Source organism: Streptomyces sp. NPDC055078 (genome assembly GCF_053607985.1).
On record NZ_JBSGUP010000188.1, the window covers coordinates 1 to 12,763 of the forward strand.

At 71.7% G+C, this 12,763-nt stretch carries 12 protein-coding genes; 6 read left to right on the forward strand and 6 right to left on the reverse strand.

Annotation, left to right across the window (positions count from 1 at the left end):
• Nucleotides 1-282: 282 nt before the first annotated feature.
• Nucleotides 283-1,293 carry a non-homologous end-joining DNA ligase gene (ligD, locus tag ACWF94_RS17805; protein WP_453488593.1) on the reverse strand — a complete coding sequence of 337 codons (1,011 nt, stop codon included), beginning with the start codon at nt 1,291-1,293 and terminating at the stop codon, nt 283-285.
• Between the two features lie 52 nt (nt 1,294-1,345).
• On the opposite strand from ligD, the gene ACWF94_RS17810 reads away from it, so the two are divergent.
• A complete protein-coding gene (locus ACWF94_RS17810; RefSeq protein WP_453488596.1) occupies nt 1,346-2,416 on the forward strand; it encodes an ATP-dependent DNA ligase in 1,071 nt (356 codons plus the stop codon).
• 284 nt (nt 2,417-2,700) lie between these two features.
• Nucleotides 2,701-3,000: a hypothetical protein gene (locus ACWF94_RS17815; RefSeq protein WP_453488599.1), complete on the forward strand. Its 300-nt coding sequence runs from the start codon at nt 2,701-2,703 to the stop codon at nt 2,998-3,000.
• A 76-nt stretch (nt 3,001-3,076) separates the two neighbouring features.
• On the opposite strand, the gene ACWF94_RS17820 is transcribed toward ACWF94_RS17815, so the two are convergent.
• From ACWF94_RS17820 to ACWF94_RS17830, 3 genes are all read right to left on the reverse strand, one after another.
• Complete coding sequence (locus ACWF94_RS17820; RefSeq protein ID WP_453488602.1) at nt 3,077-3,511, reverse strand: YchJ family protein; 435 nt, start codon at nt 3,509-3,511, stop codon at nt 3,077-3,079.
• Between the two features lie 145 nt (nt 3,512-3,656).
• Nucleotides 3,657-7,004 (reverse strand): NACHT domain-containing protein, encoded by a 3,348-nt coding sequence (locus ACWF94_RS17825; protein WP_453488605.1) that lies wholly within the window; start codon nt 7,002-7,004, stop codon nt 3,657-3,659.
• 109 nt (nt 7,005-7,113) lie between these two features.
• Nucleotides 7,114-7,716, reverse strand: coding sequence for a cysteine hydrolase family protein (locus ACWF94_RS17830; RefSeq protein ID WP_453488609.1), 603 nt, complete (start codon nt 7,714-7,716; stop codon nt 7,114-7,116).
• 204 nt (nt 7,717-7,920) lie between these two features.
• On the opposite strand from ACWF94_RS17830, the gene ACWF94_RS17835 reads away from it, so the two are divergent.
• Complete coding sequence (locus ACWF94_RS17835) at nt 7,921-9,834, forward strand: M64 family metallopeptidase (protein WP_453488612.1); 1,914 nt, start codon at nt 7,921-7,923, stop codon at nt 9,832-9,834.
• A gap of 314 nt (nt 9,835-10,148) precedes the next feature.
• Here the strand turns inward: ACWF94_RS17835 and ACWF94_RS17840 are convergent, their stop codons facing one another.
• Nucleotides 10,149-10,385 (reverse strand): DUF397 domain-containing protein, encoded by a 237-nt coding sequence (locus ACWF94_RS17840; protein ID WP_453488615.1) that lies wholly within the window; start codon nt 10,383-10,385, stop codon nt 10,149-10,151.
• Complete coding sequence (locus tag ACWF94_RS17845; RefSeq protein ID WP_453488618.1) at nt 10,386-11,246, reverse strand: helix-turn-helix domain-containing protein; 861 nt, start codon at nt 11,244-11,246, stop codon at nt 10,386-10,388.
• 125 nt (nt 11,247-11,371) lie between these two features.
• Here ACWF94_RS17845 and ACWF94_RS17850 point away from each other — a divergent pair, with 125 nt between their 5' ends.
• The 3 genes from ACWF94_RS17850 to ACWF94_RS17860 all read left to right on the forward strand — a co-directional run bounded on the left by ACWF94_RS17850 (nt 11,372) and on the right by ACWF94_RS17860 (nt 12,682).
• Nucleotides 11,372-11,863: an ATP-binding protein gene (locus ACWF94_RS17850; RefSeq protein WP_453488621.1), complete on the forward strand. Its 492-nt coding sequence runs from the start codon at nt 11,372-11,374 to the stop codon at nt 11,861-11,863.
• Nucleotides 11,857-12,270: a hypothetical protein gene (locus tag ACWF94_RS17855; protein ID WP_453488624.1), complete on the forward strand. Its 414-nt coding sequence runs from the start codon at nt 11,857-11,859 to the stop codon at nt 12,268-12,270. Before ACWF94_RS17850 ends, ACWF94_RS17855 begins: the two co-directional genes overlap by 7 nt.
• Nucleotides 12,271-12,388: 118 nt before the next feature.
• On the forward strand, nt 12,389-12,682 hold the full coding sequence (locus tag ACWF94_RS17860) for a hypothetical protein (protein WP_453488627.1): 294 nt from the start codon (nt 12,389-12,391) through the stop codon (nt 12,680-12,682).
• Nucleotides 12,683-12,763 lie beyond the last annotated feature (81 nt).

The window sequence follows — 12,763 nt, forward strand, 5'->3', positions numbered from 1 at the left end:
GCTCTGCCCCGGACCGCCCCCTACGCCCTTGCGGGCGTGGAGGTACCCCCAGCTCCTCAATCGCCGGACAGGCTTGTCTCTCCCGCGCCCCAGCCGACGACACACCCCCGGGCCAGTGCGTCGACCCCGATCACCTCCGGCCCCACCGCCCGCCGATCCAGGCCCGGGGCCAGAACCCAGCCCCGCCGGCGATTGAGGCGCGGGGCCGGCGAGAGCCCGCGCCGGGCAAGGGCCTCGCAAGGGGAGGCCCAGAGGGCAGGGGCAGGCGCCCGAGGCCCGCCGCTACTCCGTGGCCTTCGCGCGGCTCGGCTGGACGCGCTTGGGCTCGCCCGGCATCTTGGGGTACTCCGGCGGGTAGGGCAGATCCCCGAGGCCGTGGTCCGCCTCGTCCCGGCGGGCCGCCTCCAGCAGGGTGTCCAGGCTGAAACGGTGGTCGTCCATATCTGCGTGGACATCGCCGGCCTCGGCGTAGCGGACGGGCATCGTCCTGATGTCGAAGTCCTCGGGGACGGCGTCGTCGATCTCCTCCCAGCGCAGGGGCGCGGAGACCGGGGCGTGCGGCCGTGGCCGTACGGAGTAGGCCGAGGCGATGGTCCGGTCGCGGGCGGTCTGGTTGTAGTCGACGAAGATGCGCTCGCCGCGCTCCTCCTTCCACCACTTGATGGTCACCCGGTCCGGCATCCGGCGCTCCAGCAGCCGCCCGCAGGCGATGGCCGCGCGCCGGACCTGGGTGAAGGTCCAGCGCGGTTCGATCGGCACGAACACATGGAGTCCGCGCCCGCCGGAGGTCTTGGGCCAGCCGCGCAGTCCCGCCTCGTCGAGGACGGCGCGCAGTTCATGGGCGGCGCGCACGGCGTCGGCGTAGTCGGTTCCGGGCTGCGGGTCGAGGTCGATGCGCAGCTCGTCGGGGTGGTCGGTGTCGTCGCGGCGTACGGGCCAGGGATGGAAGGTGACGGCGCCCAGATTGGCCGCCCACACGACGGCCGCGGGTTCCGTGGGGCACATCTCGTCGGCGGACCGGCCGCTGGGGAAGGTGATGTGGGCGGTGGGAATCCAGTCGGGGAGGTTCTTGGGAGCGCGTTTCTGGAAGAAGGAGTCCCCGGTCACCCCGCCGGGATAGCGCTCCAGGGTGGTGGGACGGTTCCGCAGGGCGCGGGTGACGCCGTCGCCGACGGCGAGGTAGTAGCTCACCATGTCCAGCTTGGTGTAGCCCCGCTCGGGAAAGTAGATCTTGTCGGGATTGGACACGCGCACGGTCCGCTCCCCCACGTCGAGTTCCACCGCTCCAGCCATGTGGGTCAGCGTATGTCGTGCCGACATCACTCGCATACCGGACAATCTCCTTATGGATCTCCCGGTGATGCCGCCCACGAAACCGATGCTCGCCAAGTCCGTGAAGAAGATCCCGCCCGGCATGCAGTACGAGGCCAAGTGGGACGGATTCCGGGCGATCGTCCACCGCGACGGCGCGGAGGTGGTGATCGGTTCCCGGACGGGAAAGCCGCTCACCCGCTACTTCCCCGAGCTGGCGGCCGATCTCACGGCCGGACTGCCCGAGCGCTGTGTCGTGGACGGCGAGATCGTGATCGCCCATGAGGGGCGGCTCGACTTCGACCGCCTCACCGAGCGCATCCATCCCGCCGACTCCCGGGTACGGATGCTCGCCGAGCGGACCCCGGCGAGCTTCGTCGCCTTCGATCTGCTGGCGCTCGGCGACCGCTCCCTGCTGGACACCCCGCTCTCCGAGCGCCGGACCCTGCTGACCGGCGCACTGCGCGATGCCCGCCCGCCGGTACATCTCGCGCCCGCCACCACGGACCCGGACCTCGCCCAGCGGTGGTTCGAGCAGTACGAGGGCGCCGGGCTCGACGGGATCATCGCCAAGCCGCTGGATCTGCCGTACCGGCCGGACGCCCGGCTGATGTTCAAGATCAAGCATGAGCGCACGGCGGATGCCGTCGTGGCGGGATACCGCCTCCACAAGAGCGGACCGGTGCTCGGCTCCCTGCTGCTCGGTCTGTACGACGGCTCCGGCGCCCTTCAGCACGTCGGCGTCTGCGCGGCCTTCCCCATGAAACGGCGCGCGGAGCTGATCGAGGAGCTGGCCCCGCTGCGGATGGAACCGGCGGACGGGCACCCCTGGGCGGCCTGGACCCAGGAGAGCGCCCATGAATCGGCCCGGCTCCCCGGTGCGCAGAGCCGCTGGACCGGGAAGAAGGATCTGTCGTGGGTGGCGCTGCGGCCCGAGCGGGTGGTCGAGGTCGCCTATGACCATATGGAGGGCGACCGGTTCCGGCACACGGCCCAGTTCCGCCGCTGGCGCCCGGACCGCGACCCCGCGAGCTGTACCTACGCGCAGCTGGAGGAGCCGGTGCGCTACGACCTGTCCGAGGTGCTGGCGCCCCCGGGACGGTGAGCGCGGGCGCGATCGATTCGAGTGCCCGCCCGCCCTTCGCGTAAGGTGTGTCGCCGGTGCCGTCGAAGGCCATGGCCCGGGCGAGCCGCAAGGCACCAACCGGCAGGGACCCCCTCGTACGGCACCGTTGTTCCGGTCACTCGACCGGGATACGGGCGGCGAGGTCGCCGCGCCGGTCCGCCCCCGGAAATCCTGGGCGTCCCGAAACGGTTGCCGCACAGAGACATCCCCGCCGACGTACGCGGAAACCCGTCCGCTACACCTGGAGGGGTGGGCCCGGCCGGATGACCGGCGGCCCGACAGCGCAGAAGACAAGGACTATCGCCGTGACCACCTCGCCTCTCGTCCCCGTGCCGATCCCCGACCGGGTGGCCGTGCTGATCGGTTCCTGTATGCCGGGCCATGTACTCCGGGCCGAGATCGACGCGGACTGCGCGATGCGCGAGGTCGGCAGGTTCCGCGGTCCCCTGGGCCATCAGGACCGGGCCGACCGGGAGCAGGCGCTCTCGGCGCTGGCGCGGGCCAACAAGGTGCTGGCCGCCTACAACCCCGGCCTGGTGATCAGCCCGAAGCACGCGTACTGAGGCCCCCGCCACCGGTCGCGCCGGCCGGTCCGGTCGGTCCGGCCGGCTCAGCCGGGCTGGTCAGTGGCCTGGCCGGTCAGTCGATGAAGGTGCCCTCGACGTAGACCCATGCGCCCTTCTCCCGTGCGAAGGTGCTGCGCTCATGCAGCTCGCCGCGCTTGCCGTGGTGCCGGTAGCGGGCGCGGAAGGTGACGATGCCCGAGGAGTGGAACGGGCTGCCGTCGATGGACTGGAGGATCTCCAGACCGGTCCAGTGCGTGGCGGCGTCCAGCTCCAGGTGCGGCGGCCGGGTGCCGGAGTGCCAGGTGCGCAGCAGATAGGCCGTGTCATGGGCCACGAACGCGCTGTAGCGGGAGCGCATCAGCGCTTCGGCGGTGGGCGCGGCGGCCTCGCCCGCGTGGAAGCGCCCGCAGCACTCTCCGTACGCGGCGGGGAGACCGCAGGGGCACGGCGAGGCCGGGGTGAGCACGGGGGCGGCGGTGCGCCCGGGGCGGAAGGTGCGTCGGGACATACCTCCATTCTGCCGCTCTTCCCGGGCGGCGCCCTCCGGTCGGCTCCCCGGGCGGCCGGGGCCGGGGACAGCCCTGGCCGGGATCGCCCGGTCGAAGTCACCCGGCCCCGGATCGCCCCGGCCCGGGTCAGGACCTTGCCCCGGGTCAGGGCCCTCGGCCGGGGTCAGGGTCCCCGGCCGGGCGGCCGTCCGCGGCGAACCGGCGCGCTTGGGCCAGTACATGGGGCGGCACACCCCGCAGCGCGTCCTCGGACCCGGACTCCAGCACCTGGGCGATCGCCTGGAAGAGGATGAGCCGCCGCGCGGCCTCCGGGTACTGCTCCGGGGACCAGATGGAGAGCAGCCGCGCGGGATGGGTCCGGGCCAGATCGTCCACATAGGCCCGCGCGACGGCCCAGTGGCTGCCCGCTTCGCCGCGCTGCCCCAGCGCGCTCAGCGCGGCCCGGGTCCGCAGCTCCAGACACTCCCCGTCGAGGTCCAGCGGGTTCATGGCGGCCAGCAGGTCGTACACCACGTCCGCCGGGAGCCGTGCGGCATCGGTCACCAGCTGCCCGAGGATGAGCCGGATCACCCGGTACCTGGTCGGGCCGTCGAGCCCGGGCGTGCCGACGAACGCGGTGCAGTGCCGGTACAGCGCGACGACGTCGGGCGACGGGCCGACGACCGCCGCCGCCGAGCTGCGGAGGCTGCTCGCCAGCCACAGCGCCGCGAGACCGTGTGCGACGGAGGTACCGGCGTAGTGCGGGGTGTCGACGAAGGTCGTGACCGCGGGCGCCAGCCAGCTGAAGAAGGGGTCGGCGATGTGCAGCACGATGGTGTCGTCGGTGCCGCCCGACACCGCCATCTTGTGCCGGATCTGGTCCGGGTTGGGCCGGACCCAGCTGAATCCCCTGGCGATGGCCTCGTCGTTCGCGCGAGCGCCGTAGAGCCAGTGGACATCCACGGACCGTGCGATCCCGAGCACCGCCGGCCGGATATCGAGATCCTGCCGCTCCCCGCTCCAGACGCGGCGGACGTCCAGGGCCATCGCGAAGTCCATCCACTCCGGCTCGGTGAAGGCGGCCCGCCACAGCAGTGCCCGCCGGTGCCAGAGCGCCGGGGGCTTCTCCGCGCCGGGGAACAGCTCGCCCGCCGTGACTCCCCCGGTGACCTGGAGGGTGAGCATCAGCAGATTCGCGGAGTAGATGCCGTGGCGCGAGGAGGTGGCCCGGACGGCGGGCCGGTAGTCGGTGTACCGGTGCTCGGTGCGGTTGCGGTGGTCGGCCATCGCGGTGATCAGCAGCTCACCGAGCCGACGGCGCTCGTCGGTCGGCAGCAGGGTGATCCTGGCGTGGACGAAGCGCAGGATCTGCCGGGAGGAGAGCGGGGCGTACGACAGCAGCACATACAGCAGGTCGTCGTCCACGGACGCCCGACCGACCGACAGCGCCGGGCGCTGGTCGAGCAGCGCCCCCAGGAGCCGGACGGCGAGCCGGGCGACGAGGTACTCGCCGAAGGTGGCGTGCAGGAACTCATAGGTCGTCAGCCGCTGTTCCTCACGGATCGCCTGGGCGCGCTGGACGAAGAAGAACCGGCCCAGCACCAGCTGCCCCTGCCCCAGCGGGGCACGGAACCCGTCCTGTACGGGGTCGGGGCGGCCGATCAGCGCCGTCAGATCGGCTTCCGCCTCGGCCGAGGTGATCCACTGACGGCGGCGGTTGAACATCCCGAACGAGATGAGGGACAGCCGCTGCAACTCCTCGTCCGCCCGCTCCCGCAGTTCGGCGTTCGTGCACTCCGGGGCCGATCTGCGCACCTCGCGTACGGCGAACGACGTCAGCAGCTCCTCGTACAGCTCCGCCTCGCCGAGCGGCTCACCGCCGCCGGTGCCGCGCTGGAGGGCGTTGTCCGCGCCGTCGTACAGGGCGAGCATCAGCAGCAGGAGCGGCTGGGAGGCGAGCGCCTGGTGGCCGTTGGCGACATGGGCGGGCAGCGGACGCAGACCCCGCCCGGTGAGGGAGGGTTCGTTCAGGCGGTTCCACAGATCGAGCCAGCGCTCGATCTGGGGGCGGCTGAAGGGTTCGAGGCGCAGCGCGACCGAGCCGTCGGGGTAGCGCGCCCGGTCGGCGACGGCGGTGCGGCTGGTCACCAGCGCGTACACGGGCCGCCCCTGGTCCGCCTCGCGCTCCTGGAAGCTCGCCACCCGCATCAGGAAGTCGGACTGGCTCACCCCGGTGGCCTGGAGCAGTTCGTCGAAGCCGTCGAGGAGCAGGACGGGCACCGCGCCCGGGGCCGAGCGCACCAGCTCGGGCCAGGTGATCCGCTCGCCGGTCGCGGTCCTTACGGCGTGCTCGATCTGGTCCTGGATGTCGAGGTCGGCGGGGACCTCGCGCAGGACGACGCGGACGGGCAGAAAGCCGCCCTCGGGCAGCCGGGCCGCGAGAATCCTGGTCAGCACCGACTTCCCGGCCCCGGGCTGGCCGAGGACGACCAGGGGCGCGGTGGTCGAGGCGACCGTGGTGAGGACGCCCGCGAGGTACTCGGTGAGGTCGGAGCGCAGGGGCGCGGGCTCCCACCAGCCCTCCTCGGCCGGTCCGTGCGCTTCCTCGGCGACGGCGCGGACCCGGAAGTCGGGGTCGACGTATCCCTCGCCGAGGGTGGGCATGCACACTCCGGAGGGGGCCCGCCCCTCGGAGAGGATCGCGCGGGGCAGGGCGGCGCGGTAGCCGGTGGCGAGCGCCGCGGCGGCCCGGTGCAGGGACGCCGCCGCGGTCAGTCCGGCGAGCGCGGTCTCTATGCCGGTGAGCGCCCGGCGCACCACGACCCGGGTGGCCCGGTGCTCGGCCTGCCCGGACCAGAAGCCGAACTCCGGTACCTCCAGGGCGAGCTGGGCGTACAGCTCTTCGTAGCGCTCGACCGCGAGCCGGGGCAGCGGCCCGTCCGCGAGCGCCGCCGTGGCGGCCGTGCGGCGGGCCGGGTCCAGCCGCTCCCAGACGGCCAGTCCGGCGAGAAAGAGCTGGAGTCGGTGGGTGGCCCGCTCGTACGCCGTCTCCAGATCGCGCAGGACGCTTTCGTACGGCAGGTCGGGTGATGGGTGCGAGGGGGCGATCGGCAGCATGATCTCGAAGAGGCTGCCGCCCGCCGACCCGTCGAAGACGGTGATCTGCTCGTCCCGGGTCAGCTCCAGCTCAGCCAGCCGGAACGGCAGTTCCACCTCGCCCAGCGCGTCGAAGTAGGCGGTGACCACCAGGACGGTGTGGGCCGCCGCGATCCGCTCCGTACGCGTCGCGCGATCGGTCCCGGTCAGACCGGACCGCAGCCCGGCCGTCAGATCGCGCCCGAGGCGCAGGATCCGGCCGCGCGCGTCGAGCACATGGAGCACGGCGTCACTGACCCCGCCGGTGGCGAGGTTGAGCGCGCCGCCGAGCGCCCGGTCGGCCGCCGCGAGCCCGGCGCCGTCCCCCGTCAGAATCGCCACCGCGTCGCGGTACCCCAGCAGCCGTCGTCCCCGCACCGATCGTCCCCCTGATCGCTTCCGCCCGTACGCTTCGGTCCACCACTCCGCCCGACGCCCCCGTGGCGGAACCCCTACTCGATCCGGCCGGGGGCGAGCGCGCGGTCGTTCAGTCCGGCGCGGTCCCCGTGAACCGCACTCCGTCCGCGGTGCGGACGAACTCGGGGTCGGAGCCGAGCGCGTGCTCGGCGACCCGGGAGACGACGGACGCGGGGATGTCGTCCAGGGCATAGGTGCCATGGGCGTCGTGCGGCAGGACGACCGTCAGGCCGCGCGCCATCGCGGCGTGTGCCGTGGCGCTGACGCACATCTCCGAGAGCACCCCGGCGATCACCACCCGCCGCACGGCGTGCTTCTCCAGCAGGGCGCCCAGCACGGTCCCATCGAAGCCGTCGTCGGTCCGCTTGGGCACGATGTGCTCGGTGGCCGACTCCCGTACCGGCAGCCGCAGTTCCCATCCGGGCGTGCCCGGCTCGTCCACCGCGCCCGGCTCGCCGTCGTTGCGCAGATGCGCCACCAGCGCGCCGGCCGCGCGGGCGCGCTCAAGCAGCAGCCCCAGCCGCTCCACGATCCGGTCCGCGTCCGGTACGGCACCGGGCCCCGACACGAACGCCCGCTGCGCGTCCACGACGACGAGCGCCTGCGCGGCGGCCGTCGCGCTCTCCCGTCGCGGCACGGAGATCCACGCCCCGTCCCGCACGAAACCGCCCACGGGCGGCTCCCCCGATTCCCGCATGTCCACCATCTCGCGTCCCCCTCCCGTCCCCGGAGATCGACTCCCCACCCACGATAGGGCAGGGCACTGACAACGCCCGCCGCGACGACACCCAGGGCGTGGGGCCTGGGGCGGAAAGCGGCCACGGGGGCAACTCCGCGCTCTTTACGCACCGTTGGCCCCGCCCTACGCTCCAGCGACATGTTCACTTCGAGCCCTCGAAGATTCTCGCTGCTCGCCACCGCGGGCGCGCTCCTCGCCGGCTGTCTGCTGGGCGCCGCGCCCCCCGCCACCGCGTCGGGGCCGACCGCACCGGACCGGGCCGCCACCGTCGTCCCCGTCCAGTCCACGGGGCCCGCCGACAGGCGCTTCAACCTCGTCGTCATGGGCGACGGCTACACCGCCGCCGAACTGCCCGCGTTCCGCGCCGATGTCGACCGGCATCTACAGGTGCTCTGGTCCATCGAGCCCTTCGCGTCCTACCGCTCGTACATCAATGTGTGGGCGGTGGAGGTGCCGTCCGCCGAGTCGGGCGTCGACTGCGATCCGGGTCTTGACTCCCCGCGCCGGGACACCGCGCTCGGCATGGGCTTCTGGGGCGGCTGCGACCCCGGCAGCGTCCAGCGGCTGCTGACGGTGGACAGCGCGGCGGCGAACGCGCTCGCCGGGCTCGTCCCCGGTACCACCGCCCGCAACCGGCAGATCGTCGCCCTCGCCAACAGCCGCACCTACGGCGGCGCGGGCGGCACCTACGCCACCGCGTCCGGCGGCAACGCCCTCTCGTCGCTGATCACCCCGCATGAGATCGGGCACTCGCTGGGCGGACTCCAGGACGAGTACGACTACTACGCGCGGGGCGTCCCCGGCGGCCGGTACGGCGGCCGTGAGCCCGCCTCCGCCCACCACACCGTGCTCACGGCCGAGCAGATGCGCGGGCAGCGCGCCAAGTGGTGGCGCTGGCTGGGCGAGCGCAGCGAGTCGGGCGGGGTCATCGGGCGGTACGAGGGCGGTCTGTACGCCACCGAGGGCATCTGGCGGCCCAGCAAGCACTCGATCATGAAGACGCTCGGCTACGCCTTCGACCAGATCGGTCGCGAGGTCATGGTGCAGAAGCTCGCCGCCAGGGTGAACCCCGTCCAGGACCACACCCCGAACACCTCCCCCGTCGGCGCCGACCGGACCGTATGGGTCGAGACCCTGCATCCGGTGGGCGGTGAACTCGATGTCGTGTGGCGGCTCGACGGCCGCCGGCTGCGGCACACCGCGAACGCCCGCAGTGTGGATCTGCGGCGGCTGCGGCTGCGGGACGGCGTCCATGAGCTGACGGCGACGGTCACCGACCCGACGCCGTTCGTCCGCGACCCGGCGATCCGCGGTTCCTCGGCCATGACCCGCACGGTCACCTGGACCGTGAAGACCGTGAACACGGCAGCCACGGCAGCCACCGCCGCCGCGCCGCCCGTCCCCGCCGCCTTCACCGGGCACACCGACACCCGGGAGCCGGTCGGCGCGAAGGGTGTCGTGTACGCCGACACCACCCACCCCGGCGGCCGGAGCCCCGCCGTCCGCTGGTCCATCGACGGACGTCCGGTGGCCAACCCCGGCAATGACCGCGATCTCGATCTGGGCGCGCTGCGGCTGCGCCCCGGCAGCCACCGGCTGACGGCCCGGATCGCCGGTACGGGCACCACGCTGAGCTGGACGGTCGACGCGACCCCCGCGGTCGCCCAGGCCACGCTGTCGGGGCCGCTGCGCACGGTGTCCCGGCCCGGGAGGCCGGTGGAGTATGTGTACGACGGCCCGTTCACCATGAAGCTGACCGCCCGCGACGACCGGGACGGGCCGGTGGTGACGCAGTTCCGGGTGAACGGCGACGGCTGGCAGACGTACTACGGCTGGCCGACCGACGCCGACGCCCCCTACCGCTTCACACCGGGCGGCACGGTCATCGACGGCCTGGTGTACGGAAAGCTCGGGACAACCCGGGCGGTGCCATGGGACGATGGCACCCCCGACTACGGTACGCATACAATCGAGTACCGTACGATGGACACGGCGGGCAACGTCTCGGCGCCGAGAGCGTTCCTCGCCACCCTGGTGCCGCCGCGCCCCTGACCTGGCCGAGGACGACGACGGCGTGCGGGATCGGTACCCGCACGCCGTCTTCCGAATGATTCCGGGTGGTCCGGTGTGACTGATGTGTATCGGCTGGTGCTGCGTTCCGGGTACCGGCCCGGTGGACCTCAGGCGAGGACGTCCGGGTGGGTTACCGGAGGTTTCCGGTGCGAGACAGAGATGTTCCGGGCGGGTTGAGCCGACCGGGACCCGTGCGTGGACGAACGTGGATGAAGACGCCGTGCGCGGATGAGACGGACGCGGCTTGTACTCGTAGGCCGACCGGAATCACGGCAAACGCACGCCGGGGGTGATCAGGTCAGCAGGAAGTCCGCCTGCCCGGCCTTGGCCCCCTGGATGAAGGCCGCGATCTCGCTCGGTGTGTAGATCAGCGCGGGACCGCCCGGGTCGGCCGACTGGCGCACCGCCACCCGCCCGTCCGCGAGCTTCATCGTCTCGAAGCAGTTGCCGCCGTTCCCGCCGCTCCACGGCTTGTGCCAGCCCGCATCGCCCAGCTCGGTGGCCGGCATGCCGTTGTATATGTGATCCATTCACAGCTCCTTGCGGAGATCCCTGAGGAACTCCTTCGTGCGTTGTGCAGTCGCGGCCTGGGCCGCCATGCGGTCCAGAACCTCCAGATGCGAGGCGACCTCGGGTCGCGCGTCGAGATAGACCGCGCCGGTCAGATACTCGCTGTAGACCATGTCCGGGAGCTCGGGGACGGCGAACCGGAACAGCACGAACGGCCCATAGGTGCCGGGGTGATGCCCGGACGCGAACTCCGCGATCTGCAGAGTGACATGGGGCAACTGAGCGCCTTCGAGCAGGCGGTCGATCTGACCGCGCATGACGTCCGCGTTGCCGACGGGTCTCCGGAACACCGTCTCATCCATGATCACCCACAGTTTGGGTGCGTCGGGTCGGGTGATGAGGTCCTGCCGCTCCATCCGCAGCGCCACATGGCGCTCGATGTCCTCGGGATCGGTCTGGCCGACGGCTCCGCTGAGCATGATCGCCCGAGCGTATTCCTCCGTCTGGAGCAGTCCGGGCACGAAGTGCGGCTCATACGCACGGATGAGGCTGGCCGCGCCCTCCAGGCTGACGTACATGCTGAACCAGCCCGGCAGCACATCGTGGAAGCGCTGCCACCAGCCCGGTTTGTTGGCCTCCTCGGCCAGCTCGATGAAACCGCGGGCCTCGTCCTCACCGATCCCGTACGCGCCCAGCAGCAGCTGGACGTACGGGATCTTCAGCGCGACCTCGGCGGTCTCCATCCGGCGAATGGTGCCCGCGGCCACGCGAAGGACACTCGCGGCCTCCTCACGCCGCAGCCCGGCACGCTCACGCAGATCCTGCAAGCGCTTGCCGAGGACGACCTGCCCCACTGTGGGGGCGGACCGCGGTTCACTCACTTCAAGACCTCCCCACGAACTTCTTGCGAGCAGTGTGCCACGCGGCAGCATCGATGAATATGCCCACTCTGAATTTTTCAGAGTGGGTCTTGCCAAGTTGTCCATTTCAGCGCGACAGTGGTCAGGTGAACCGTGACGCGCTCCACGCCCCACTCTTGGACCCGTGCTCGGGGGTCGACCACCACCGGTACGGCTTCGAGCTGCCGGCGCGCGTTGAGTACGTCTCCCAAGCACGACAGCTCGCCCGTGACCGGCTCGACTGCTGGGGCATAGGCGGCGATGTCCATGACACGGCGATGCTGGTGGTCTCCGAACTGGTCACCAACGCCGTCGTGCACAGCGGAAGCCACCTGGTCTCCTGTGAACTGCTCAACGGCATCGAGAACCTGCGGATAAGCGTGCGGGACCAGGGCTGTGCGCCCACCGGCCCCCATGTGTGCCACACCAGGGCCGCCGAGGAGCGGGGAAGGGGACTGCTGCTCGTCGAGGCGGTCTCCGCCTCCTGGGGGGCCCATACGACACAGCAGGGCACCGGCCGGATCGTCTGGGCGGAGCTGGCGCATACGGACGTTCCGTACGGCGCGAACTTCCCTCGGCAATCGGAGAGGCCATGCTGAAGCACCTGTCGACGCTGTTCTCCCTGGGCGGGCGCCACTCCGACAGAAACGGCCTGACCAGGCTCGATCTGCCGCCCACGCTCGTGCCCTCGCTGGGCTGCGACGCCGTGGGGGTGCCCGCTCGCTACGGCTTTCGGCTGCTGGGGCGTCTCCCGCGCAACGGCTGTGTCTTCGCCGACTCCGAATGGTGGTGGTGGATCGTCCCGGCCGGCTCCGACCAGGAGCTGACCTGGCCACTGCCCTCGCACTACGCCAAGGGAGCATATGTACCGACCGCGAACCCCCAGCTCATCCGCTGGCCCGACGACGACAGTCCCTACACACCGCCGATTCCGCTCTATCTCAACGCCTGCCAGCTGACCGGGACCGCACCCCTGTGGGCCGTCGGCGTCGGCGGGCCCGCCTAGGGGCGGGGAATCGCGCATGCGTACGCATGAAAAACCGGGAACGGCGGACATCACGGCCCTCGGACCCGGCAGCCTGAGCGGGGACGGGACGGACGGTGTTCCGATTAGTCTTCCGATCATGTCAGAAGCCAATTCGAGCCCGGAGCGGCAGGGGCTCACACCACGTCAGGCACGTCATGTCCGTATAGCGCTCTCCGCGTTCATCATGATCGCGGTGGGACTGACGCTCGTCCTGCGGCTCGGCACCACCCATTCGGTCCTGACGATGGGTTTCTACGGGATCGCGCTGATCCTCTCGGGCAGCGCGCTGGTACTGAGCAGACAGGGCCGTACGAGAGTGGCCACCGCGGTGCTCGGTACGGGGGTCGCCCTGGCGGTGGCCGCGGAGTGGGCCGTCGCGTCCATGCGGTGAGCCGCCTCCGCACGGTGCCGCGGGCGCCGGGGGCCGGGGGCTGTCGGGGGACACAGAGCACACGGGGGAAATGGGGAAGGG

Excerpts from the sequence above, each read along its gene's own strand:
- ligD (WP_453488593.1), bottom strand. The coding sequence starts at position 1,293 with ATGGCTGGAGCGGTGGAACTCGACGTGGGGGAGCGGACCGTGCGCGTG.
- ACWF94_RS17810 (WP_453488596.1), top strand. The coding sequence starts at position 1,346 with ATGGATCTCCCGGTGATGCCGCCCACGAAACCGATGCTCGCCAAGTCC.
- ACWF94_RS17815 (WP_453488599.1), top strand. The coding sequence starts at position 2,701 with ATGACCGGCGGCCCGACAGCGCAGAAGACAAGGACTATCGCCGTGACC.
- ACWF94_RS17820 (WP_453488602.1), bottom strand. The coding sequence starts at position 3,511 with ATGTCCCGACGCACCTTCCGCCCCGGGCGCACCGCCGCCCCCGTGCTC.
- ACWF94_RS17835 (WP_453488612.1), top strand. The coding sequence starts at position 7,921 with ATGTTCACTTCGAGCCCTCGAAGATTCTCGCTGCTCGCCACCGCGGGC.
- ACWF94_RS17840 (WP_453488615.1), bottom strand. The coding sequence starts at position 10,385 with ATGGATCACATATACAACGGCATGCCGGCCACCGAGCTGGGCGATGCG.
- ACWF94_RS17855 (WP_453488624.1), top strand. The coding sequence starts at position 11,857 with ATGCTGAAGCACCTGTCGACGCTGTTCTCCCTGGGCGGGCGCCACTCC.
- ACWF94_RS17860 (WP_453488627.1), top strand. The coding sequence starts at position 12,389 with ATGTCAGAAGCCAATTCGAGCCCGGAGCGGCAGGGGCTCACACCACGT.